The following is a 24,315-nucleotide window of genomic DNA, read 5'->3' as shown; positions in this document are numbered from 1 at the left end:
TGTGCGGCTCTTGGCCAGAACGGGCCCCTTCGCCCAACTGGGTCGCAATTGATGCCGTTTTGAGGGCTGAAAACGACGTTAACTGCGACCTAGTTGGGTGGGCAGGGGGTGGGGGAGGGCGGGAGGTGCGGCTACCGCTCCGGTAAGTCCCGCCGTCGGGCCGTGTAGGCGAACAGCGACGTCGTGGCCACGGTGGCCAGGTACCCGGCGATCACGATCAGCGAAATGCCGGCCCAGAAGTAGTTGGTGGTGCTGTCCTCCAGGCCCGGGGCGATCTTGAACAGCGAATACCCGGCCACCGCGGCTGACGCCAGCCCCAGCACCACCGGCAGCGTGATCCACAGCCGCGCCGAGGCCCAGTGTCCGCCGAAGCCGTCCCAGACCCTCCATTCGTGGCTGTCGTTGCGGATGATCAGCCAGCCCGCCGGGATCATGAAACAGCCCACCAGCAGGAACGCCGCCACCACATCCGCCGGCCGGTGCCACTGGTTCACCAGCGTGGACATCCCCGACGCGATCGCGAAACTGCCGCCCACAAAGCCCGCCAGCGGCCGCCACCGCGGCGACGCCATCAGGAACACGGCCGCAGCCGCCGAGGCCGCCAGGGTGGTGTGGCCGGACGGCAGCGAGTTCAGCTCCAGCGTCTCCACGCCCCGGTACGGCCGGGCCGGCAGCAGGTCCTTGAGCACCTGCGTGGCGATGTTCGCCGCCACGCACGCCGCCACCGCAATGCCCGCGGCCCGCCATCTGCGGTGAATCACCGTCACCGACAGAACGACGACGGCGGCCATCACCAGTGAGATGGTGGGCAGCCAGTCCAGGAACCGGGTGGTGACCTTGCCCGCGGGCCCGTGGATGGCCACCGCCTCCACCAGCGCGGACTCGTCGATGAACTGCCCGGTGGTGGTTCGCACAAAGTAGTAGTAGGTGGCCGCGAGCCCGGTGGCACAGGCCAGGGTTGCCACGGCAAAGAGGAAGCCGGTGCCCCTGGCGAGGCGAATCCGGCCCGCTGCCTGCTTGCGTCGGGGGTCCCTGAGCTGGAAAGTCATCGTAACAAGGGTGTCACAGTTTGCTGGGAGCCGCCTGTCCGCCGGGTGGGAGCACGGATCCGCCGGTTGCGTGCAGGAGGGGCCAATCCATCCCCGCGGCCTAGCGCCCCGAACGGCTATTTCGGCGCCGTCTGGCCGATAGAGTTGGAGCATGGCCGGACTGGTGGATGCGCTGGGACCCATCCTGGAATTGATGACGTGGGTGGGGTTCGTTCCCGGCGTGCCGCTGCTCGTCTGGGGCCTCATCATTGCCCGGCGGCGCTGCGTCTGGACCCGCACCACGGGCGAGGTCTACACCGCCGGCGGATTCACCGGATTCCGCTGGACCGACCAGGACAACGTGCCGCGCCAGACCCTCGTGGACGCCGACGTTGCGCCGGGACTGGTGGCAGGCAACGAGGTGGAACTCCACTACGACCTCTGCCACCCCTCCCGCTGGGGCCTCGGGCCTCCCAAGCATGACAACACCGTGCTGATCCTGGGCTGGATCCTCACCTCGGTGGGCATTCTGTGCACGGTCGGGGGCTTTGTGCTGCTGCTGTTCTGACTGCTGGTCCGCTATGGCTGGTTCCGCTATGCGTGCTTCCGCTAAGCGTGCGGATCCAGGCTCGGACCGCGCCCGCCAGTGCGCGGTGACCGCCCGCCGCGGCGGTTCCTGTCCCGCAGATGATCCAGGAGCGCCTGCTCCGGATGCCCCGGATTCTCCGCCAGGTGGCGCAACAGACGGCGCCGGACGTCCGACCGGGCGTCAGTAGTGGCCAGCACACCCTGGATGATGTCCAGCACCTGCTGATGGAGTTCCGAATCGTCGACACTGACAGTGGAGGGCTGGCCGAACTGGTCCGCGCCGGCGTGACCCCACCGGTCCGGCGGAATGGGTTCGTACAGATCGCGGAAGTCGGTGTGCATCACGGGCTCCTTCATGAGAGGGGAAACTGATTCAGGCTGCCGCCGCGGGCGCTTACTCATTGCTGCCTCCGGTGCCTTTGTTTCCGGAGAGACCGCCGTTGTCATCGGGGATGGTGACCGACGTCGAATCGTCGAGGGTGCTATATAATGTCGAGTCGTCGAGGTCGGTTTGCGACGTCGAGTCGTCAGTGGGGGCCACCGCGGGGGAGGTGACCTGCGCCGGTTCCACGCGCTCCACGGTGACCCCATCCTCCGGAGCGGCGGTGCCGGCATCCGGTGCCTCGGCGGCCTTTGAGGCGGGCGAGGTTGCGGGGTTAAGCGGCGTCGACTTGAGCGCGGGCGAGGTTGCCTTGGGCGTGGCAATGGGTGCCAGGCCGGGGCGCTTGGTGAAGCCGTCAATGTTGAGAACAGAGTCGCGGGGTGAGGGTTCGCGCACGACCACGCCGGAATACTGGTCAGCCGGGGCCCCGGCGACGGCCTGCGCCCAGACCGAAATGCTGGCAAGTCCGACCAACGGAATGCTCAGCAAGGACCACTTCTTCATCGGCTTGCCTTCCCTCATTCGTGCTTCCACTGTGAGGGGCGAAGGTGAGGCAGGGATGAGACGCGGATGAGAGTCTTCTCATCCACCGCCTACACGGCGGTTCATGCACCGCCTACACGGCGGCAGGCTCCTGGCCGTTGGGGTCGCCGTTGCGGTCCTTGTTGCCGGGCTGGTCACCGGCCTGGTCCCCGGAGCCTTCGGGGCCTTCGGGGCCGGTGCCGGATGCCTCTGCCGGATCGCTGGCTGGGGGTTCCGGATGCGGGGCGGGCATGCACATGAGGCGGTAGCCCACGCCCCTGATGGTCTGGATGCGTTCCGCGCCGAGCTTGTGCCGCAGGTACCGGACGTAAACGTCCACGACGTTGGAGGAACCCTCAAAGTGGTAGCCCCAGACGCGGCTGAGGAGCTGTTCGCGGCTCAGCACCCGGCCTGCGTTCTCCATGAAGGTCCGCGCCATGACGAATTCCCGCGCCGACAGGTCGATCACGCGGCCGCCGATTTCCGCGGTGCGCAGGTTCACGTCCAGGGTCAGGTCTCCGCAGACGAGGGAGGGCGTGGCGGTCACGCCCTGGGTTCCGCGCAGCCGGAGCTTGACGCGGGAGAGGAGCTCTTCGAACCTGAACGGCTTGGTCATGTAGTCGTCCGCCCCGCCGTCGAGCGCGGCCACCGTGTTTTCCAGGCTGTCCGCCGCGGTCAGGACGATCACCGGAACCGTGGAGCGCATGGCCCGCAGGTTCCTGAGGACCGCCAGGCCGTCCATCCTTGGCATCCCGATATCCAGGATGAGCAGGTCGAACTCGCCGGAGGTGGCGTAGTCCAGCGCCTTCACCCCGTCAGACACCTGGGTGGTGGTGTAACCGGCGGCCGTAAGTCCCTTGGCGAGGAAGGCAGCAATGCGGGGCTCGTCGTCGGCGATCAGGATCCGCGTCACGGCGTTCCCCCGGCCTGGGTCAGGATCTCAGTGCCCGACGACGGCCCCCTCACGTGCAGTTGGACCACCTCGTCAGCTGCGCTGTTCGCCTCACCGCTGCCTGCTTCGCCGCCGCTGTCACCGCCTCCGGACGGAATGACCAGCACGAAGCGGCTCCCCTTGCCCACCTCGGATTCCAGCCGGACCCTGCCGCTGTGGGCCTCGGCAATGGCTTTCACGATCGACAGGCCAAGGCCCGAGCCTTCGGTGCCGGCCGCATTCCGGCCCTTCCAGAAACGCTCGAAAATGCGCTCGTGATCCTCGGCGGGAATTCCGGCGCCGGTGTCCGCGACCCAGATCTCCAGGTTCTTCGCAAGGCCGGGCCGCGCGCCCTGCGGGGCGCCGCCGTCGTCGTTCTGCGCCCAAGCAGCCCCGACCGAAATCCGGTCCGCCTCCGATGTGTGCTTCACAGCGTTCGCCGCGAGCTGCTCGACGGCCTGGGTCAGCCGGCGGCGGTCCGCGCGGACCAGGCCGCCGGGCGTGGCATCCAGCTGCCAGCGGCGTTCGCCGAGGACCTTGATGCGGTTCATGACGCCCACCAGGAAGTCGTCGGTTTCGATCCAGTCCGGGGAAATGAAGTCGGGACGGCCGCTGCGGGCCAGGATCAGCAGGTCATCCACCAACTCCTGCATCCGGTCCAGCTCGTCCAGGAGCAACACCCGCGTCTGGTCGACGTCGGCCGGATCGCCGGCGCGGAGCAGTTCCAGATATCCGCGGATGATGGTCATGGGGGTCCGGAGTTCGTGGCTGGCGTCGTGCACGAAGCGGCGCTGGTTTTCGAAGCCGGACTCCAGCCGTTCCAGCATGTGGTTGAAGTTCATGGCCAGCTGGGCGACGTCGTCCGTGCTGGCCGGAACCTCGACGCGCTTGGTGAGGTCGTCGAACGTGGTGCTCTGGGTGGCCTCCCGCAACCGCCGGATGGGACTCAGCAGGCGCCCGGTGACCAGGTACCCCACCACACCTGCCAGCCCTAGCGTTGCCAGCGAAGCCAGGCCGTAGATCCACATGGACTGGATGACCTCGCCGCGCTGGACCCCGATCTCGTTGGAGACCACAAACAGCCCCTGGTCAGGCCGGCCCTCCAGGGAGACGGAGGTGATGGCGAGCCGGACCTGCCGGCCGTCAATCTCCGTGTCCCTCAGGACGGTCTGGCCGGGAACCCGCCAGTCCCAGACACGCTGGATCACTTCACGGGACCCCAGATTGGTGCGCTGTTCCTCGATGGGCAGGATGATGTTGCCGCCCCGCACCATGGTCATGACGGACTCGTAGCCTCCGGGCGAGCCGCCCCGCAGGTAGGTGGTAAAAAGCTCTTCAAGGGAGGTGTAACCCGCGCCGCCGGCGTTTGGCCGGCCCCGCTGGGCCAGGGCGTCCAGGTTCTTGCTGGGCAGCTGCAGTTCTTGGTTGACACGGTCGTTGAGGTTTTTCAGCTGCGCGGCGTGGGTGAATGCGCCGGAAACGAATAGCCCTACGGCCATGAACACCAGAAGCGTGGCCAGCACCCGGAAGCGGACGGAGTGGATCTCCGCCCGCAGCGCGCTGGCCGGGTTCACTGTTCTACCCGTGAATGCCGGGGTGGTGCCGGCAGGGCTGATTCTGCCGCTACGTGCCGCCGGATTACCAGCCGGTAGCTTAACGCCGTACACGAAATCGCCCGTTCGGCAAAATATTTTTGGCCGCGGAAGTCGCCCGGAACGCCCCTCAACGCCCGGTACACGGAGTACTTGGTTGTACCCGCCACGGCCATGTTCCGTGTCATTGGATCACCCATCTCATGGTTATTTGGCGGTCCTCCGGGGGCGAGGATCGCCGAATCACCGCTGGAACTGCGGTAATACGAAACTAACCCCCTGTGCTTGGGAAAAACTTGGTGTTTCGGCACCCCCACAGATGCCCTATCCCAAGTACTCGGGGGGTCCCCCGGCAGGCAGCAGACAGGTGGTCGCCAAAGGCCGCCAGAGCATCCAAGTGGTCCCCGCGGCAAAAATCGAGTACTCGCTACTCGTGCCCCTACTTGGCCGAGTGGCAAGTATGAGGACAAGACATTCATGGGGAATGCAGTTTGATGGGGATAGTAGGTGCACAGATGGTTCAGACAGTTGCAGAAGACACTCGCTGGCCGGGCAGGGCGCACGAAGACGAGTACCTTCCCCCGACTTTGGCAGCTGGGCAGACAGCACGTCTGTACATCAACATCCTGGGTCCGCTCCGGGTCCGCCGGGGCAACGTGGTGATCGGATCCCACGAGCTGGGCGGACCTAAACCGCGGCAGGTGCTGGAGCTCCTGTTGCTCAAGCTGGGCACACCGGTCTCCAAGAATCACCTGATCGACGTCCTGTGGAACGGGCAGCCTCCGGCCGAGGCCCTGTCCACCCTCGAAAGCTACGTCAGCGTCCTCCGGCGCCACCTGCAGCCGGGCTCCGGCAAGGGCGGTGCGCTCCGCACGGTCACCGGCGGCTACATGATTGACCGCACCATGGTGGACCTCGACCTGGACCGGTTCGATGACCTCCTGAAGCAGGCCGGACATGCCGGCCCGGAGGAATCGTTCCAGCTGCTCGAGAAGGCACTGGAGATCGCCTCGGTGCCGCTGCTCGGCGATGAGCTCCTGGCAGGCTGGGCGGAAGAGGAACGCGGACTGCACTCGGCCCGTGTGGCCAGCATCAAGGCCCGTGCCGCCGAAGCCGCCGTCACCGTGGGCCAGCCCGAACGCGCCGTGGCACTGGCCAGCGAACTGCTGCTGGACGATCCCATCAACGAGCGGGCCTGGACCGCACTGGTCCTGGGGCTGGAGGAATCCGGACAGTACATGGAAGCCCTGCGGGCCTACGGCCGCTGCCGGCGGGTTATGGACCAGGAGATCGGCTGCCTGCCCGGACGTGCCCTCCGCGATGCGCACGCCAGGCTGCTGCAGGCAACCGCCGCCAGCGACGAGGACACCTCTGAGATGTCCGACGGCGACGCACCGCTGCCGGCACTGTCCGTGCAGAACGCCCGGGAAATCAGCATCCTGACCATCGACGACCACAGCACGTTCACCGAACTGCTGACCGCCGCCCTCGACCGCGAGCCTGACCTCCGGAGCGTCGCTTCGGCCACCACCGCCAAGAGCGGCGTGGAGCAGAGCATGGCGCTCAAGCCCGACGTCGTCATCATGGATTACCACCTGCCCGACGGCGACGGCCTCACCGCCGCTGCCCGCATCCTGGCCGATGCACCGAACACCCGGATCGTGATGCTGACCGGCGACCCCACGCCGGACGCGCTGCGGACCGCCGCTTCGATGGGCATCTGCGCCTTCCTGCCCAAGGGCGGCTCGCTGTCCACGCTGCTGGATACGCTCCGGTATGCGCGGGCCGGGAACATGGTGGTCCACCCGTCCCTGGTGGCCCAGCTGGGCATGAGCACGCCGAAGCCGGCTCCGGCCGTCCGGGCGGTGGAGGCGGGCGGTCCGGTGCTGACCCCCCGGGAGCTTGACGTGCTCCGGCTGATGGCGGGCGGGCACGGCTCCAAGGAAGTGGCCAGCAAGCTGGACATCTCACTGAACACCTGCCGCGGCTACGTGAAGGCAATCTTCGCCAAACTGGGCACCCATTCGCAGCTCGAATCGGTCATGGAAGCGTCACGGCGCGGCATGCTCGAGCAGCCGTCCCATGGCTAGGCCGTCCCTTCGAAAGCCTGCCCTGTTCGGCCCGTTTGAATCGCCGGCGTCCGAGAATTCCGAGGTCTTCAAGGCCGTCCGGCGGTTCTTGCTCATGGGCCTGGTTGCCCTCGTCATCGTCACCACTCCGGTAGCCTTCTGGATCTGGTCCGAGGCCGAACACCACGCCCTGGAGAACTCGAAGGAGGCCACCGAGCACCTGGCCAGCAACGTGGTGGGGCCCCTGCTGGACGAAGAAGTCCTCTCGGGGAACCCGACGGCGGTGGGGCGTCTTGACGAGCGGCTCCTCCCTTGGATGGGCGAAACCTCGGTTTTCGAGATCCGGCTGTGGGACAAGGACGGGCGCATTGTCTATTCGGACGACGAGAATCTGATTGGCAAAAGGTTCGATCTCCCACATGACGCGGCGGAGGTGCTGGCCGGACGTCTCGTGCCGCCCAATCTCGAGATGCAGACGGACGAGGTGAACACGCCCAATGCGGCGCCGGAGGAGTTGGTGGAGGTTTACGTTCCTGTCACCGCCCCGGACGGCCAGCGGCTGGTGTTCGAGGCCTACTACGACGACGACGAAGTCCGGGCTGAGCAGGCTTCGGTCCTGTTCGGCATGGCACCGCCGTTCCTCCTGGCCCTCGGTGTGCTGCAGCTGGCACAACTTTTCCCGGCTGTACGGCTGGCCCGCAGGATCCAGGCACATGAAGCGGCGCGGAGCCGCCTGCTCCGCCGGGCGATCGAGGCCTCTGAACTGGAGCGCCAGCGCATTGCCCGGGATCTTCACGATGAAGTGATCCAGGACCTCTCGGGCCTGTCCTATGTGTTGGAATCCGAAGAGCGCCACGGTCCCCAGGCACAGCGTGCGCTCTTCGCCGATGCCCGCAGGATCCTGCAGGACAACGTCCGGAGCCTTCGGGCAATGACCACCGAACTCTATCCGCCGGACCTCAACAGGCTGGGGCTCAACGGAGCCTTGGCGAGGCTTGGGGATCCGCTCGAGGAACGCGGGATCAGCCTCGAACTCGAGCTGCCGCCCGAGTGCGAGCTGGACAGGGACCGCGCCGCGCTGTTCTACCGGGTGGCGCGGGAGGCCCTGGCCAACACGGCCAAGCATTCCAAAGCGGCCACAGCCCAGCTCCGGCTCAGCCAGGACGGCAACCGGGCAGAAATCCGCATCCAGGACGACGGCTGCGGCTTCGACCAGAGCCTTGGGTCGCCGGAAGGCCACTTCGGCCTGCGCATCATGGAGGACACCATCGGCGAGGCCGGCGGTACCCTCCAGGTGATGTCCGCTCCCGGGCGCGGGACCACCGTGATCGCGCGCTTCGGTGCAGAAAATGATGCTGTCCTCCGTGGTGTCCCGCAGCCGGTGCCTTAGCGCCGGCCCCAAAGCCGCCGGCCCCTCCAAAGGCGTGGGGACCGGCGTAAAACCTGAAAGAGTTCCTTCTATGACCCCGACAGCACCCGAAGGGCCGGCTGGACTAGGGCCGGCTGGACTGCAGCACACGCGGTTCGCGCGTGCGTACGCACGGGCCGTCGTCGGAATGAACCGGCGCGGAGGCGCCGAACACCGGCGCCGCCTGCTGGCCGGCTTGCGCGGGAGCGTCATCGAGATCGGCGCCGGGGAGGGGTCCTCGTTCGGCCTCTATCCGGGAACGGTGACCGACGTGCTGGCCATCGAGCCCAACGACTACCTGAGGAACCTGGCCCGGCGGCGGGCCGAGTCGGCTCCCGTGCCGGTGGTCCTCGTGGCCGGCGTGGCGGAGCAGATCCCGGCCCCCGATGCGGGCGCGGACGCGGTGGTCACGAGCCTGGTCCTGTGCAGCGTCGCGGACCAGGCCAGGGTGCTGGCGGAAATCCGCCGGGTGCTGCGTCCGGGCGGAACGCTGGCCTACTACGAGCACGTCCGGTCCGGGAATCCGGTCCTGGCCGCGGCCGAGGACCTGCTGACCCCTGCCTGGCAGCGGATGGCGGGCGGCTGCCATCCCAACCGGGACACGCTCGAAGCCATCACGGCCGCCGGATTCCTTGTCCAGGACAATGAGCGCTTCGGCTTCGGAGGGCACCCGCTGGCGCCGAGGGTCGCCCATATCCTGGGCCACGCAACGAGCCCTGGCCGTTGACGGTGGGCTGTTGGCGGCCGCGCCCGCTGAGGGCCGCGACGGGCCGCCCGTTGAGGGCCGGCTGAGGCGCTTGGGCTGGTTCCGGTCGGGGTTGTCCACATAGCCGCACGGGCGCTGAGGGGCCGACCGGCCCCACCGGTACAGTGAAATCATGCCTGCCGCTTCGCCTCCCGGGGCCCCCAAGTTTCCGCCGCTCCATGCGTCTCCGCTGCCGTCCTGGGGCGGAATGCCGCCGCTTGCGGAACTGCTCGACGGCGCCCGCGTGGTGGCGCTGCCCATGCGCGTGAAGTTCCGCGGCATCCTTGAACGCGAAACGCTGCTGTTGCGCGGACCCGTGGGCTGGGGCGAGTTCGGCGCCTTTCCCGAATACGGCGACGCCGAGGCGTCCCGCTGGCTCGCAGCGGCCATCGAAGCCGGCTGGCACGGCTTCCCGGAACCGCTGCGGGCCAGCATCCCGGTGAATGCCACGGTGCCGGCCGTTCCTGCCGAGCGCGTGCCGGAAATCCTGGCCCGGTTCGGCCGCGTGGACGCGGTCAAGGTCAAGGTTGCCGAACCCGGCCAGTCCCTCGACGACGACGCCGCCCGCGTTGCAGCCGTCCGGGCCGAACTTCCGGAGGCCGCCATCAGGGTGGATGCCAACGGGGGCTGGGACGTGCCGGCGGCGGTGGAGGCGCTGACCCGGCTCGCCGCCGTCGGGCTGGAATACGCGGAGCAGCCCGTGCCGGACATCGAGGGCTTGGCGGAGGTGCGGCGCAGGCTCCGCGCGCTCGGCGTGCCGGTGCTGATCGCCGCCGATGAAAGCGTGCGAAAGGAGGAAGATCCCCTGAAGGTGGCACGCGCCGGGGCTGCCGATCTGATCGTGGTGAAGGTGGCGCCGCTGGGGGGAGTGCGGCGCGCGCTGGACCTCGTGGCGCAGGCCGGGATGCCCGCCGTCGTGAGTTCCGCGCTGGATACCTCGGTGGGGATCCGCGCGGGGCTGGCGCTCGCCGCGGCGCTGCCGGAACTGCCGTACGCCTGCGGACTGGGAACGGTCTCGCTGCTCGCCGCGGACGTCACCACCGATCCCCTGGTGGCCGACGACGGCGCCATCCGCCTCCGCGATGTGGCCGCCGACGAGGGGCTGCTTGAGCAGTACGCCGCCGCTCCCGAGCGGAGGGAATGGTGGCTCGCCCGGCTGCGCCGGACCTACGCGGAGATTGCCTGAACCCGGACGCCGTCGTCCGGGCCAGTGATGTTCACCGGCTCTTAACCAGAGCGTCCTCTCATCTTTGGTTAGCGCTGACAGGGTGGGCGGGACCGCATCTCACCCCTTGGCGGGTAAGCGGGACCGCATCTCACCCCTTGGAAGGTCTCTCTCCATGTCTGAAATCTCCGGACGCAAGTTTGCCCTGCTGCCCATGCTTGGCCACACCAAAGGCAAGCGCAGCCCTGTCACGTGTGCCCTCAAGTGCGACAACGCGTGCGCGGGCGACGTCTGCAACACCAGCTCCAACAGCTACTTCCGTGACATCGCCTCGACCACCCTGTCGCGCCGCGCCGCCCTGGGCTTCGGCGCCGCCGGAGCGCTCGCCGTCGCATTCGGCGGTGCCCTCAACTCCTCCGGCACGGCAGTGGCCGACGGCGGGTCCGGCCTTTCCCGCGCCGCGACCACGGGCTACGGTGCAGGCGCATCGAAGCTGCAGTTCACGGCCATCCCTTCCATCGCAGCCAACGTCGATGCCGTGACCGTGCCGGCCGGCTTCACCTGGCAGCCCGTCATCCGCTGGGGCGACCCCATCTTCAACGACGCCCCGGCGTTCGATCTCGCCAACCAGACGGCCGCGGCCCAGGAGCGCCAGTTCGGCTACAACAACGACTACTCGGACATCCTCGAGATCCCGGGCAGCAGGGGACGCCGCGCGGTCCTGTTCGCAAACCACGAGTACACCAACGAGAACATCATGTTCCCGGCCACCATGCCGGCCGCCGAGATGCGGGCCGTCGGTGCCGCGGCCCACGGCCTCTCCGTTGTGGAACTGGAGCGCGCCAACAAGAGCACGCCGTGGAGCTACGTCCAAGGCGCCGGCCTTAACCGCCGCTACCTGAACAGCACCCGCTATGAGCTGACCGGCCCGGTTGCCGGTTCCGCCCTGGTCAAGACCACGGCCGATCCCGCAGGCCGCTGGATCAACGGCACCCTCGGCAACTGCGCCGGCGGCACCACCCCCTGGGGCACCATCCTCTCCGGCGAAGAGAACTTCAACGGCTACTTCGTGGCCCCCGGCACGTCCGCCTCGGACAAGCGCTACGGCCTCACCAACAAGGTCACCGCACGCCAGTGGGAACTGGACGATCCGCGCTTCAACACCAACAACCCCGGCTACGAGAACGAGGCCAACCGCTTCGGCTGGATCGTCGAGGTTGACCCGTTCGATCCCACGTCCACGCCGAAGAAGCACTCCTCCCTGGGACGCTTCAAGCACGAGGGCGCCAACGTGATCGTGGCGAAGTCCGGGCAGGTTGTTGCGTACTCCGGCGACGACGAGCGCTTCGACTACCTCTACAAGTTTGTCTCGAAGGCCAAGTACCGCGAGGGCGACCGCAAGCACAACATGACGCTCCTCTCCGAGGGTGACCTCTTCGTTGCCAAGTTCAGCGGCGACGCACCTGCCGCCGAGGTCGACGGCACGGGCACGGTGCCGGCCGACGGTTCGTTCGACGGCAAGGGCGAATGGCTGCCTCTCGTCGTCGGCGGCAAGTCCATGGTTGCCGGCATGACCGTCGAGGAAGTCCTCGTCTACACCCGCCTGGCCGCGGACAAGGTGGGCCCCACCAAGATGGACCGCTGCGAGGACGTCCAGCCGAGCCTGCACACGGGCAAGGTCTACGTGGCCTGCACCAACAACTCCGACCGCGGCAAGCCGGGCAAGGAAGGCGCCACGGAGGTCAACCCGCGCAACGAAAACCGCGACGGGCACATCGTGGAAATCACCGAGACCGGCGACCAGACCTCAAGGAAGTTCACCTGGAACCTCCTGATGGTCTGCGGTGATCCGGCGCAGGGAGACGTCACCTACTTCTCCGGCTTCCCGGCAGACCATGTGTCACCGATCTCCTGCCCGGACAACCTCGCGTTCGACTCCGTGGGCAACCTCTGGATCTCCACCGACGGCGCCCCCTCGGGGATCGGCCGTGCGGACGGACTGTTCAAGGTGACGGTCGACGGTGCAGAGCGCGGCCGCGTCGAACAGTTCCTGGCCGTGCCGCGGGATGGTGAAACCTGCGGGCCCATCATCCACGACGACGAAGGCCACGTGTTCGTCTCGGTCCAGCACCCGGGCGAGGAAGGCACCTTCGCGGCGCCCAACTCGTACTTCCCGGACTACGTGCGGGCAGGCGCCGCGCCGAAGCCCGGCCAGGTCCGCGCCCCGCGCCCGTCCGTGATCCAGGTCTTCCGTATCGGCGCCTAGGGGCCTAAGCGCCTAACGGTTCCTGCCCCTCCTAGACGCTCTCTCACTTCCTGCGGGTTTTCGGCCGACCCTCTCGCACTTCCTGCGGGTTTTGGCCGACCCTCTCGCACCTCCTGCGGGTTTTCGGCCGACCCGCTCGCACCTCCCGTCGGTTGGTGTCCAACGCTCTCTCATCTCCTGTCGCAACACGGACAGGAGATGAGAGAGCGTTGCCTTTACGGCAGCAGGAACTGAGAGAGCGTCCCGGCTTTAGCTGCGAAAAGTGAGAGAACCTGTGCGAGTTGGCGCAGCTGTTCACGTCCTGTTATGACCAGTGCCCTGTGCGCGCTCATCCTCCGCAGGCTCTCCGAGGGGCTGCACCTGCTGGGCATCGAGACGTCGGCGAACATGTAGCCGCGCGGCCGGCCTGGCCCGCCTCCCTTCCGCCTGCAACGCTCTCTCATTTCCTGCAACATTTTTTCGCGACGCTCCTCCAGATCCGCGGGTTTTTCCCAAACGCTCTCTCGCCTCTCGCGGCATGACCGCAGGGGATGAGAGAGCGCCGCGGGTTGGCGTGCAGGAAGTGAGAGAGCGTCGCGGGTTGGCGTGCAGGAAGTGAGAGAGCGTGCGGCCCGCGTCGGACCTGCTTCCGGCCGCGTTCGCAACGTATTACCGCCCCCAGGTTGTGACGCTTGACACGTGTTAGGTCGCTCATCTACAGTTCCTAACACGTGTTAGGAAGGAAATTGACATGACCGGAGCCACAAACGGGCACCTGCGGGAAATCACCCGCCGTACCGCCCTTGGTGCCCTCGGCGCGGGAATTATCGGAGCAACCGTGGCATCGTGGCCGCGTCTCTCCGGGACGGACATTCCGGGCCGCGGGGACAACAGCCTCAGCATCGCCATCATGGGCACCGCCGCGGACGCCGCCGCCCGCCAGCGCGCCATCGACGCTTTCACCCGACTCCACCCGGAGATCAAGGTCAAGGTCCAGGCCATCCAGGCCGTGGACTGGAAAGACTTCTTCACCAAGATCCTCACCATGGTGGCCGCGGGCACACCGCCGGACGTGGTCTACGTGGCCACCGAAGGCGCCCAACTGTTCGCGGAGAAGCTCGCCCATCCGCTCGACGAGTATGTGCGCCGCGACGCCGCGGACATGGCCGAGTTCTTCGACGACGTCCACCCCAGCCTGGTGGAAGCCTTCATGTACAAGGGCAGCCTGTACCAGCTCCCGATGGACTGGAACGCGGCCAACATGTACTACAACACCACCGCGTTCACTCAGGCAGGGCTGGAGCGCCCGGCGGATGACTGGACCCACCTGGACTTCCGCAACAGCCTAGCCGCCATGCGCAAGGCCCGCACGTCGGACTTCACCCCGTACTACTGGACCAACCGGCTCTTCGGCGGTGTGGTGCCGTGGCTCTACGCGAACGACACCAGCTTCCTGAAGGAGACCAGGTCCGCCGGCGGGGAGTGGCTCTGGGACGGCTTCTACGCCAACGATCCCTCCCGCAGCCTCCGTTCGGGCGGGTACCAGTGGCTGGAGCCCAACGCCAATGACGACCGCGTATTCGAGTCCTTCGACTACCTGCGCGGGCTGGTCAAGGACGGACTCGGTGTCCGCCCGGAGGAAGGCGGCGGCAGCTCACTTGTCGGGCTGTTCGCGTCCAACCGCATCGGGACCACGCCGGCCGGCGGCTACTGGGTGCAGGGCCTGCACGAGGCCGGGATGGGCGAAAGCGATTTCGACGTCCAGTTCTTCCCTCGCTGGAAGACCCAGCGCCACCAGTTCGGCACCGCCGGCTACGCGATCATGAAGACCGCCAAGGACAAGGACGCCGCCTGGGAGTGGATCAAGTTCAGCTCCAGCCGCGAGGCGATGGAACTGATCTTCCCCAACCCCATCACCACCCCGGCGCGGCGCTCCATGGTCAACGAGCAGCTCTACGCCGGCAAGGGACCCGCCAATTGGAAGGTCTTCTACGACACCCTGGACCGGTTCCCCACCACCGGCCCCATCCCGGCACCGCCGCAGCAGGCCGCCGTCGAAACGGCCCTGATGAAGAACGTATCGCTGGCTGTCAGCGGCGACGAGCGCCAGCTCAAGCAGGCCCTCGCGTCCATGCAGCGCGACCTTGAACTGGCCCTGAGGAGGCAGTCATGAGCACCACCACCCGCCGCCTGGCAGGGGAGTCCGGCAAGAGGCAGTCCGGCAAGAGGGCAGTCGGCGAAACGACGACGCCTGACGCCAACGCCCCGGCCCAGCACCAACCCACCGCCAAGTCACGGCAGAGCCAGCGCTGGCTTGCCTGGATCTTCCTGGCCCCCACCATCCTCGGCATGGGCCTGTTCACCCTGATCCCGATCGTGGCCTCCGTGGTCCTTGCCTTCTTCCACTGGGACATCATTTCGGCGCCGACCTTCGTGGGCTTCGACAACTTCTCCGAGGTGGTCCAGGACCCCACCGTCCGGGTGTCCTTCCTGAACACCATCCTGTTCGTGGTGGTGGCCGTGGCCCTCCAGCTGGGGCTCGCCCTGGCGCTGGCCATCATGGTGCAGGAGAAGATGCCGGCCTGGCTGCGCGTGTTCTTCCGCTCGGCCTTCTTCTTCCCGCTGATCCTGTCCGCGGCCTCGGTTTCCATCTTCATGCGGTACCTCTTCAACGAACAGTTCGGCGTGGTCAACTGGTTCCTGTCCCTCGTGGGCATCCCCGCGGTGCCGTGGCTGACCACACCGGGCGGGTCCGCCGCCGTCGTGATCTTTGTCTACGTGTGGCAGAACTTCGGGTTCTCCTTCCTGCTGTTCATCGGCGGCCTGGCCTCCATTCCCGTTGAGACATATGAGGCGGCCTCGATCGACGGCGCCACCGGCTGGCGCAAACACCTGTACGTGACGCTGCCCCTGCTGAGCCCCACCACGCTGGTGGCCTCGGTAATGGCCATCATCAGCGCCCTGCAGGTGTTCGACCAGCCATACGTGCTAACCCGCGGCGGCCCCGGCGACTCCACCCGCACCGCCGTCATGGTCATCTTCGAATCGGCCTTCCAGCGCCTCGAGTTCGGTCAGGCGTCCGCCATCGGCGTGCTTCTCACCCTGATCATCATGGCCATCACGGCCGCGCAGTTCCGGCTCAGCAAACGATTCGTCTTCTACCAGTAAGGCCAGCCATGACAACCACAACAGACCACGGCCTGGCTGGGCATTCCCCCCGGCTTTCCGAAGGCCTCCCGGAAACGTCTCCCAACCGGCGCAGGTTCAGCTGGAACTTCGCCATCCGCATCGTCCTGCTGCTGATCGCGGCCGCCCTCACGCTGGGCCCGGTGCTGTGGACCCTGTCCACGTCCCTGCGGTCGCCGTCGGAATCCTTCAAGCTGCCGCCGTCGTTCTTCCCGTGGAACCCGGACTTCACGTCCTACGGTGAAGTATTCCAGCAGCTGAATATCTTCCTCCTCGTCCTCAACAGCGCCCTGGTGACCGGGCTGATCGCGGTGGGCCAGATGGTGTCCGCGGCGATGGCTGGCTACGCGTTCGCGCACCTGAAGTTCCGCGGCCGCGGCGCACTCTTCTCGATCGTGCTGGCCACCATGATGGTGCCGGTGCAGGTCACGATCGTGCCCGTCTTCATGCTGATCCGCGGCATGGGCCTCTCCGACACGCTGCTGGCGCTGATCCTGCCGGCCATTCCGACGGCGTTCGGCACCTTCCTGATGCGCCAGTACTTCATGGGGCTCCCCGCCGAGCTGGCCGAGGCCGCCTCGATCGACGGCGCCTCGCCCTGGCGGACGTTCCGTTCCGTATATGCACCGCTGGCGATGCCCGGCATGGCGATCGTGGGAATCCTCGCATTCAACTTCCACTGGAACGAGTTCTTCCGCCCGCTCATCCTGACCATCTCCGAGCAAAACTTCACGCTCCCGCTGGGACTTGTCTCGCTCCAGGGCAACCTGGGAACCGGCAGCATCTCCGTGGTGCTCGCAGGCGTGGTCCTGTCCATGATTCCGGCGCTCGTGGTCTTCATGTTCGGCCAGCGCGCACTCCAGGACGGCCTCACGGCCGGCACCGGAAAATAACCTCCTCACCGAAAGGCCCCGCATGCCCTCCCCGGACCTCGCCGCCATGCGCTTCGACGACGTCGCCGCCGCCCACCCCGACCCCGCCTTCCCGCGGTTCCACCCGCGTCCCGCGCAGGGCTGGATCAACGATCCCAACGGCATCAGCCACATCAACGGCCGGTACCACGTGTTCTTCCAGTACAACCCGGACTCCGCCCGGCACCACAGGATCGCCTGGGGCCACGTGAGCTCCGCCGACCTGGTGCGCTGGGACGAACACCCGGTGGCCCTGCGCCCCCAGCACGGCGGGCCGGATGAGTACGGCTGCTGGACCGGTGTGGTGATGGACGACGGCGGTGTTCCCACCGCGGCGTACTCGGGCGTCCGCGGCGACGGGGGCCACTCGCAGGTGGTCATCGCCCGCGGTTCGGAGGACCTGGTCCATTGGGAGCAGACCGGCCACGTGGCGGCCTCGATGCCGGACGACGGGCAGGTCACCGCGGTGCGCGACCCGTTCATCTTCCGTTTCAACGGCAAGCGGTACGCCATGCAGGGTGCCGGCCTCGCCAACGGGCACGCCGCACTGCTCCTGTACACGGTGGAGGACCTGTCCGACTGGAAGTACCAGGGCATCTGGCTGACGTCGGAGAACCCGGTGGCTTCGCAGTTCACGCCGGCCGAGATCTGGGAATGCCCGCAGCTGGTGCGGGTGCCTGATTCCACCGGGGACTCTTCTGACTCAGGCAACTCGGGCGCCTCCTCAGGCGACTCAAGCGATTCGGGAACCTGGCTCATGATGTTCTCGCTCTGGCTCTCAGGCGACGCGCACGAACACGCCAACGGCGTGGGCCACCTGGTCGGTTCGCTGACCGAGGACCCGGAGACCGGCTTGCCCGTGTTCACGGCCCGCGGCGGCGGGAAGTCCGACCTCGGGCGCGACTTCTATGCGCCCCAGATCGTGGCGCTGGAGGACCGGGCCCTGCTGTGGGGCTGGGCCAATGAAGGCCCGGGCCGCGACGGACGCAGCGGCCGGAGCCAGGACGAAATTGACGCCGCCGGCTGGGCCGGGGTCCTGACGTTCCCGCGTGAACTCTCGGTGGTCAACGGCGCCTTGGCCGTCAGCCCGGCCCCCGAAATCGACGCCTACCGTGGAGCGCAGACGGCCAGCCAGGTGCGAGGATCCGTTGTGCTTCCGCCGTTTGCTGAAGCCTTGGTGACCGCTGGCGGGACCGGGTCTGGTGACGCGGCGGGCACTAGCGGGAACACCGCCGTCGAACTCCTGCTCGTGGGGGACGGCAGCCGCCAGACGGTCTTCAGCGGAACCATCGCACCGGGGGATGAACTGCGGGTCTTCGTGGATGCCTCGCTGGTGGAGGTCTACCGGACCGGTTCGGTGGCCACGACGCTGCGCGCTTACCCGGCTGCGGGGGAGCAGTGGCAGCTGCACCTTCCGTCCGGCGCCACGGCGGACGTCTGGGAACTGAAGCAGCCGTCAGCCCAGGGCTGAGCCCGGAAGTCTTGGAGCCGTCCGGGCGTCAGCGCCCGGCCGGGACGGGGCCCGTGGAATCCCGGACCACCAGCCGGCACGGAACCATCGTCTCAGCGCTGGTCGCGGGCTCAGCGCTGGCACCGGGGCCGGCACCCGCGCCGCCGTCGTCGTTCTTTCCGCTCGGCGACGCCTCCACCTCGGCGAGCAGAGCCGTCATGGCCGCCGCCCCCATCTCCCGGAGCGGAAGGGCCATGGTGCTGAGCGCCGGGACCATGGCCTTGGCGACGCGGAATTCGTCGTCGTAGCCCATGACGGACACGTCCTGCGGGACGTTCAGCCCCAGCCGGTAGCAGGCCAGCACGACGCCGATGGCGAGGCGGTCGTTGGCGCACAGGATCGCGGTGGGGCGGGTGGACGGTTCCACGCCGTCGAGGAGTTTCATGGCGCCGTGGAATCCGGCGTCGATGTCCCAGCCCACCTGGAGGACCCGGTCCTCGTTCACCGGCAAGCCCGCGGCCTTGAATGCATCGCGGTAGCCCTCGATCCGCCGGGGCGCGGCGGGCGTCAGGGAGTCGCCGGCGAGGAAGGCAATGTCCCGGTGGCCGAGGGCCATCACGTGCTCGGCGGCTTCCCGTCCGCCCCTGACCTCGTCCGGGATGACAGCGGGAAGGCCGGCTTCGGGGCGGTCATCGAAGCAGTTGGCCAGGATCGACGGGACCCTGGCCATGTTCGGGGGCACGTGCAGGGGACGCAGGCCCACCGTCACGTACATGAGCCCGTCCACCTGCCGGTCCAGCAGGGTTTCCACGGCGCTTTCGTCCCGGGACTCGTCCAATTCCGTATCCATCACCACGGTGACAAAGCCGTGCGACCGCGCCACCGCGTCCGCGCCGGCGATGATGTTGCCGTCGAACGGGCTGGTGACCCCCAGGTCCGACACGATCCCGATGACCCGCGACTGCTGGTTGCGCAGGCTCAGGGCAATCTTGTTCGGCGAGTAGTTGAGGGCCGCCGCTGCTTCCCGGATGCGCTGCTGGCTTTCCAGTGCAACATTGCCGTCCCCCCGCCCGTTGAGCACGAGCGACACAGCGCTACGCGAGACACCCGCCAGCTTGGCGACGTCCAGTGCGGTGGCCTTGCGGTTCATGGGCTGTTCCTCTGGGTGCTAAATCACTGCTTTGCTGCAGTTTACCTAACTCGTGTGAGCCGCGCCCTCCCTGCCACGCTCTCTCACATCCTGTGTGTTTTTCAGGGACGCTCTCTCACTTCCTGCGGGTCTTCTTGAGACGCTCTCTCACCTTCAATGTCTGGGCGGCGGGAAGTGAGAGAGCGTTGTGGGTTGGGCGGCGGGATGTGAGAGAGCGTTTGGTTGATGGGAGACTGGATTGGTGACTTCTGAGAACCCGCTGGACCCGCTCAACGCCTATGCAGCAGCCGATGATGCCCCGCTTTCCGAAGGCGACCCCACGGGCGGCCCAGCCGACTCGAACGCACACAGCGACGCGGACAGCCCTGTCAACGCCTCCGCGGACACCATCAGCCACCCCGCCGCCGGCCCGCAGCACACGCTGACCTCGCTGGGTGCGGCCCGGATTGCGGTCGCGGCACTGCTCGACGGCGGCGTCCGCTTTGTTGTGCTTGCGCCGGGGTCGCGCTCCGCGCCCATGGCGTACGCGCTGGCCGAGGCGTCGGCTGCTGGGAAGGTGGAGCTACTGGTCCGGATCGACGAGCGCTCGGCCGGCTTCACCGCACTGGGCCTCGCCCTGGCGACCGGAGCTCCGGTGGCTGTGCTGACCACCTCGGGGACCGCCGTCGGAAATCTTCTGCCGGCAGTCATGGAAGCCAACCATGCCGCCGTGCCGCTCGTGGTGGTTTCGGCCGACCGGCCGGAGGAGCTCCGCGGAACCGGCGCCAACCAGACCACCATCCAGCTGGACCTCTTCGGCGAGCACGTGCGTTTCGCCGTCGATGTTCCCGCCGGCGACAGCCCGCAGCGCGCCGTCGATACGGCCCTGGCCGCAGCCACCGGGGTCTTCGAGGACACGCCGCCCGGGCCCGTCCAGCTCAATCTCGCCTTCCGGGATCCGCTGGTTCCCGAGGCGGGGGAGCGGCTGCCGGAGCAACACGGCCGCGGCACGTTCCGGATCGCAACCGAGCCGCTTACCATGACGCTGACCCACACCACGGCCGACCTTCCGGAGCTGCGCACCGTGGTCCTCGCCGGGCACGACGCCGGGCCGGTCGCCGAAGCCTTCGCCCGCGCCCACGGCCTGCCGCTTCTTGCCGAGCCGTCGTCCAACTCACGCTTCGGCCCGAACGCCGTGGGTCCCTACCGGCTGCTCCTAGAGCACTTCGGACCGGACTCGGTCATGCCGATCGAACGCGTCGTGGTCTTCGGCCGCCCCACGCTTTCGCGGCCCGTCTCGGCGCTGCTGGCACGGGCAGACGTCCCTGCAGCCCTCTACGAGCCCGTTCCCGTGGCCTGGTACGAGCCCGGCCGGCGCCGCGAAACCCCGATCGCGAGCCTGACCGAACTGGCGGAATTCGCGGGGCGCGGCTCCTCGGCGTGGCTTGATGCCTGGCTGCTCGCCGGCGCCGCTGCCCAGCACGCCCTCGACGGCGTGCTCGCCACGGCCGACGCAGCAACCGGCCCGTCCGTGGCCGCCGTCGTCTGGCAGCACTCCCGCGGCCAGCTGGTCCTCGGTTCCTCCAACGGCATCCGCGACGTCGACCTCGCCGGCCAGCCCGCTCCCGAACCCGCCGCCACCGTCTTCGCCAACCGCGGCCTCGCCGGGATCGACGGCACCATCTCCACCGCCACGGGCATCGCGCTCGGCGGCCGCCAGGAAACCACCCTGCTTCTCGGTGACCTCACGTTCCTGCACGACGCCGGCGGCCTCCTCCTCGGCGCCGGGGAGAGCGAGCCGCAGCTCCGCATGGTGGTGCTCAACGACTCCGGCGGAGCCATCTTCAGCCTCCTGGAGCACGGCGCGGTGGCCGAGGCAGGCGGCTACGGAGACGCCGTCGAACGCCTCTTCGGCACTCCCCACTCAGTGGACATCGCGGCACTCGCCGCAGCGTACGGCGTCGGGCATTGCTCGGTAAGTACGACGGCGGGACTCGCCGAGGCGCTTGCCGCGCCGTTCGCGGGCCGCACCATCATTGAGGTGCGCACGGACCGGTCCGAGCTGCGGGCCCTGCATCGGCGGATCAAGGCGGCGGTAAGCGCAGCCGTGGCGGGAGTGCTGGCGGAGTAGCGTCTTCGCGAAGATCCGCACCGGTTTCGGACATCCGCGCCCCGGATCCGAGGTGCGGATGTCCGGAATCGCCGCGGATTCCGGTGCGAGCTTGTCCACATACGGCCTGTCGCCGGTGTTCATTGCACGAATGCGGCGCAAGCATCGAAGCATGCCGCAATCAACCCTGATCCTCACCAGCGAATATGCCAAGCTGGGCCGCGATGCCCGGCAATTGGCACGGCTCCAAGCTGCCGGCGAGCTCAGCAGAATCCGGCAGGGCGTGTACGTGCCAGCCGCGGAGTGGCGGGCCCTGACGGCCTGGGAACGGTACCCGATGTTGATCCAGGCGGCCGCATCCACGCTGCGGAGCACCACCGTATTCTGCCGGCAGTCTGCTGCGTGTGTGTGGGGCGTCCCGTTGCTGGGCACTCACACGCTGGTCCACGCCTGTACCGGCGACGGCCGCGGCGGGCGCTCCCGTGCCGGGGTCCGCCGGCATCGTGTGGACACCGAATCCTTGGAGATCGAAGAGCGGTCCGGCCTCCTTGTCACCAGCCGAACCAGGACTGTGCTTGATCTGGCCGCCTTCGGGTCATTCGAGCAGGCCGTCGTGGCGTTTGACCATGTTTTGAAACCGGACCGGCCGCGTGGCCTGCAGGCGGTGACCAAACACGAGCTCGCGGCGGCATTGGCACCGTATAGCGATGCAGCCGTGCGGCGAATCCAGGCTGCCTTGGAATTTGCTGATCCTGCGGCGGGGTCACCAGGGGAATCGCTGAGCCGGGCCTTGATGCACCTTGCGGGCTTCAAACCACCCATGCTGCAGTCGGAGATCCGCGATGCCAGCGGGCTTGCTGGCTACCTTGATTTTGAGTGGCCGGAGGACGGTCTGGCCGGAGAGTTCGACGGCATGGTCAAGTACCAGAAGGACGAGTACTTGCGGGGACGATCCACGTCGCAGGTGGTGATCGACGAAAAGCGCCGGGAGGACCGCATACGCGCCACCGGCCGCCGTGTCATCCGATGGACGTGGTCTGACCTGGCGGACCCGAGGAAGTTTGCGGTCTTCCTCGATCTGGCCGGGGTACCACGGTTGAGGCGGCCCTCGTGTTGAGGGTGAGCCTGCGCCCCATCACCGAATTCGCTACAAAAACGGACAGCCGCTACGTGGATCCACGTAGCGGCTGTCCGAAAACGGCGCGGAAAAAGGAAACCTACTCCGAGATCTCGATGTGCGTCGGGTCCAGCACGCGCTTGAGGAACTCCTTGGTGCGGCCCTGCGTGGGGTTGCTGATGACACGTTCGGCCACGCCTTCCTCCACCACCACGCCGCCGTCCATGAAGACCACACGGTCGGCCACTTCGCGGGCGAAGCCCATCTCGTGCGTGACCACCAGCATGGTCATGCCTTCCTTGGCCAGGTTCCGCATGACGGAGAGCACGTCGCCCACCGTCTCCGGGTCCAGGGCCGAGGTGGGCTCGTCGAAGAGCATCAGCTCAGGGTCCATGCTCAGAGCGCGGGCAATGGCCACGCGCTGCTGCTGGCCGCCGGACAACTGGTCAGGGAAGCGGTCCGCGAGGTGCCCCAGACCCACGCGGTCGAGGTTGGCCTGGGCCACCTTGTCCGCCGCGGCCTGGGAGCGCTTGAGTACCTTGGTCTGCGCGATGGTGCAGTTGCGCAGCGCGTTCAGGTGCGGGAACAGGTTGAACTGCTGGAACACCATGCCCACCTTGCGGCGCATCTTGTCGATGTCCACGTCGAGGTCCGTGGCCTCGAAGCCGCCCACATGGATGGTGCCTTCGTTGGGCTGCTCAAGCAGGTTGACGCACCGCAGCAGCGTGGACTTGCCGGAACCGGACGGGCCGATCAGGCAGACAACCGCGCCCGGGGCAACGTCCAGGCTGATGCCCTTGAGGACCTCGTTGGAGCCGTACGACTTGCGCAGGTCCTTGATGGAAACCCCGGCGGCGTGGACAGGCCCGGTGTGGTTGCGGGAGGGAATTACGACGTCGTTCATTGACTTCTCTGCCTAACGCTTGGTCCGCGCGGAGCGGCTTTCGAACTTCCGGGCCAGGAGGCTCAGCGGGATGGTCACCACGAGGTAGAACGCACCGGCTACGAGGAGCGGGGTGAGCCCTGCGCCGAGGCTGGAGATGCCGTCGCGGCCGAACTTGGTGAGCTCGTACTGCGAGGCGGTGAGGCCCAGCACGTAGATCAGCGAGGAGTCCTTGGTCAGCAGGATAACCTCGTTGGTCAGCGGCGGAAGGACGATCCTGAAGGCTTGCGGGATGACGATCGTGACCATCGACCGCCACATCGGCATGCCGAGGGACCGCGCGGCCTCCATTTGGCCCTTGGGCACCGCCTGCAGGCCGGCGCGGAGCGTCTCTGCGATGTAAGCGGCCGCCACCATGCCCAGCGACACCATCACCACGACTGTCACGCTCCACTGGACGCCGAACGCGAGCGGAACGCCGTAGCCGAAGGCGATGAACACCAGCAGGGCCGGGATTCCGCGGAAGAACTCGATATAGCCGGTGGCGATCCAGCGGTACAGCGGGAAGGTGGAGAGCTTCATGAGGGCCAGCAGGAGACCCCCGGAGAGGCCGACGATGAACCCGAGGAAGGTGTAGATCAGGGTGTTCTTCAGGCCGATCAGGATGATGTCCGGGAACATCGGACCGATCTTGCCGAAGTTGAAGACGTTGTCCGTGACGGTCTTCCAGTCGGTGGCCAGGATCAGCGCGGCCATGGCCACGACGAATATCCCGGCCTGGACGTAAAGACTTACTCTGGCTCGCTGTCGTGCGGTCATTGCCATGGTGTACTCACATTCGTTTTGCGCAGTTG

General features: G+C 67.5%; 20 protein-coding genes. 12 read left to right on the top strand and 8 right to left on the bottom strand.

Features of this window, described 5'->3' with window-relative positions; translation table 11 throughout:
- Positions 1 to 131: 131 nt before the first annotated feature.
- Entirely contained in the window at positions 132 to 1,049 is a 918-nt protein-coding gene (locus J7I89_RS06955) for a phosphatase PAP2 family protein (protein WP_214968567.1), read from the bottom strand.
- 151 nt (positions 1,050 to 1,200) lie between these two features.
- Here J7I89_RS06955 and J7I89_RS06950 point away from each other — a divergent pair, with 151 nt between their 5' ends.
- Entirely contained in the window at positions 1,201 to 1,596 is a 396-nt protein-coding gene (locus J7I89_RS06950; protein WP_214968565.1) for a hypothetical protein, read from the top strand.
- A 41-nt stretch (positions 1,597 to 1,637) separates the two neighbouring features.
- On the opposite strand, the gene J7I89_RS06945 is transcribed toward J7I89_RS06950, so the two are convergent.
- The 4 genes from J7I89_RS06945 to J7I89_RS06930 all read right to left on the bottom strand — a co-directional run bounded on the left by J7I89_RS06945 (position 1,638) and on the right by J7I89_RS06930 (position 5,025).
- A complete protein-coding gene (locus tag J7I89_RS06945) occupies positions 1,638 to 1,958 on the bottom strand; it encodes a hypothetical protein (protein ID WP_214968563.1) in 321 nt (106 codons plus the stop codon).
- 52 nt (positions 1,959 to 2,010) lie between these two features.
- Positions 2,011 to 2,520, bottom strand: coding sequence for a hypothetical protein (locus tag J7I89_RS06940; protein WP_214968561.1), 510 nt, complete (start codon positions 2,518 to 2,520; stop codon positions 2,011 to 2,013).
- Positions 2,521 to 2,614: 94 nt separating this feature from the next.
- Positions 2,615 to 3,433: a response regulator transcription factor gene (locus J7I89_RS06935; protein ID WP_214968560.1), complete on the bottom strand. Its 819-nt coding sequence runs from the start codon at positions 3,431 to 3,433 to the stop codon at positions 2,615 to 2,617.
- Complete coding sequence (locus tag J7I89_RS06930; RefSeq protein WP_214968558.1) at positions 3,430 to 5,025, bottom strand: cell wall metabolism sensor histidine kinase WalK; 1,596 nt, start codon at positions 5,023 to 5,025, stop codon at positions 3,430 to 3,432. Before J7I89_RS06930 ends, J7I89_RS06935 begins: the two co-directional genes overlap by 4 nt.
- 533 nt (positions 5,026 to 5,558) lie before the next feature.
- Between J7I89_RS06930 and J7I89_RS06925 the strand changes: the two genes are divergently transcribed.
- The 9 genes from J7I89_RS06925 to J7I89_RS06885 all read left to right on the top strand — a co-directional run bounded on the left by J7I89_RS06925 (position 5,559) and on the right by J7I89_RS06885 (position 18,243).
- Positions 5,559 to 7,133, top strand: a complete 1,575-nt coding sequence (locus tag J7I89_RS06925; protein WP_214968556.1) for a BTAD domain-containing putative transcriptional regulator — start codon at positions 5,559 to 5,561, stop codon at positions 7,131 to 7,133.
- Positions 7,126 to 8,502, top strand: coding sequence for a sensor histidine kinase (locus tag J7I89_RS06920; RefSeq protein ID WP_214968555.1), 1,377 nt, complete (start codon positions 7,126 to 7,128; stop codon positions 8,500 to 8,502). The genes J7I89_RS06925 and J7I89_RS06920 overlap by 8 nt, the downstream gene beginning before the upstream one ends.
- Positions 8,503 to 8,572: 70 nt before the next feature.
- Complete coding sequence (locus tag J7I89_RS06915) at positions 8,573 to 9,247, top strand: class I SAM-dependent methyltransferase (RefSeq protein ID WP_214968553.1); 675 nt, start codon at positions 8,573 to 8,575, stop codon at positions 9,245 to 9,247.
- Between the two features lie 226 nt (positions 9,248 to 9,473).
- The gene (locus J7I89_RS06910; RefSeq protein ID WP_214968727.1) at positions 9,474 to 10,451 is read left to right on the top strand and encodes an o-succinylbenzoate synthase; all 978 of its coding nucleotides are present in this window, start codon (positions 9,474 to 9,476) and stop codon (positions 10,449 to 10,451) included.
- Between the two features lie 154 nt (positions 10,452 to 10,605).
- Positions 10,606 to 12,696 (top strand): PhoX family phosphatase, encoded by a 2,091-nt coding sequence (locus J7I89_RS06905; RefSeq protein ID WP_214968551.1) that lies wholly within the window; start codon positions 10,606 to 10,608, stop codon positions 12,694 to 12,696.
- Between the two features lie 730 nt (positions 12,697 to 13,426).
- Positions 13,427 to 14,848 (top strand): extracellular solute-binding protein, encoded by a 1,422-nt coding sequence (locus J7I89_RS06900; protein ID WP_214968549.1) that lies wholly within the window; start codon positions 13,427 to 13,429, stop codon positions 14,846 to 14,848.
- On the top strand, positions 14,845 to 15,843 hold the full coding sequence (locus J7I89_RS06895; RefSeq protein ID WP_251045028.1) for a carbohydrate ABC transporter permease: 999 nt from the start codon (positions 14,845 to 14,847) through the stop codon (positions 15,841 to 15,843). Before J7I89_RS06900 ends, J7I89_RS06895 begins: the two co-directional genes overlap by 4 nt.
- Positions 15,844 to 15,851: 8 nt before the next feature.
- Entirely contained in the window at positions 15,852 to 16,754 is a 903-nt protein-coding gene (locus J7I89_RS06890; RefSeq protein ID WP_251045027.1) for a carbohydrate ABC transporter permease, read from the top strand.
- A gap of 22 nt (positions 16,755 to 16,776) precedes the next feature.
- Positions 16,777 to 18,243, top strand: coding sequence for a glycoside hydrolase family 32 protein (locus J7I89_RS06885; protein ID WP_214968547.1), 1,467 nt, complete (start codon positions 16,777 to 16,779; stop codon positions 18,241 to 18,243).
- 28 nt (positions 18,244 to 18,271) lie between these two features.
- Here the strand turns inward: J7I89_RS06885 and J7I89_RS06880 are convergent, their stop codons facing one another.
- Positions 18,272 to 19,372, bottom strand: a complete 1,101-nt coding sequence (locus J7I89_RS06880; RefSeq protein ID WP_214968545.1) for a LacI family DNA-binding transcriptional regulator — start codon at positions 19,370 to 19,372, stop codon at positions 18,272 to 18,274.
- Between the two features lie 241 nt (positions 19,373 to 19,613).
- On the opposite strand from J7I89_RS06880, the gene menD reads away from it, so the two are divergent.
- Both menD and J7I89_RS06870 read left to right on the top strand, forming a co-directional pair.
- Positions 19,614 to 21,482 carry a 2-succinyl-5-enolpyruvyl-6-hydroxy-3-cyclohexene-1-carboxylic-acid synthase gene (gene menD, locus J7I89_RS06875; protein ID WP_214968543.1) on the top strand — a complete coding sequence of 623 codons (1,869 nt, stop codon included), beginning with the start codon at positions 19,614 to 19,616 and terminating at the stop codon, positions 21,480 to 21,482.
- A 151-nt stretch (positions 21,483 to 21,633) separates the two neighbouring features.
- Positions 21,634 to 22,578, top strand: coding sequence for a type IV toxin-antitoxin system AbiEi family antitoxin domain-containing protein (locus J7I89_RS06870; protein WP_214968542.1), 945 nt, complete (start codon positions 21,634 to 21,636; stop codon positions 22,576 to 22,578).
- A gap of 100 nt (positions 22,579 to 22,678) precedes the next feature.
- Here the strand turns inward: J7I89_RS06870 and J7I89_RS06865 are convergent, their stop codons facing one another.
- On the bottom strand, positions 22,679 to 23,482 hold the full coding sequence (locus tag J7I89_RS06865) for an amino acid ABC transporter ATP-binding protein (RefSeq protein ID WP_214968540.1): 804 nt from the start codon (positions 23,480 to 23,482) through the stop codon (positions 22,679 to 22,681).
- Positions 23,483 to 23,494: 12 nt separating this feature from the next.
- Entirely contained in the window at positions 23,495 to 24,286 is a 792-nt protein-coding gene (locus J7I89_RS06860) for an amino acid ABC transporter permease (RefSeq protein WP_214968538.1), read from the bottom strand.
- Between the last annotated feature and the right edge of the window lie 29 nt (positions 24,287 to 24,315).

Origin of the sequence: Arthrobacter sp. ISL-5 (genome assembly GCF_018613835.1) — a bacterium.
GTDB lineage: Bacteria > Actinomycetota > Actinomycetes > Actinomycetales > Micrococcaceae > Arthrobacter.
Note: the sequence above shows the minus strand (reverse complement) of the source record. Positions and strands in the feature narration are given on the sequence as shown.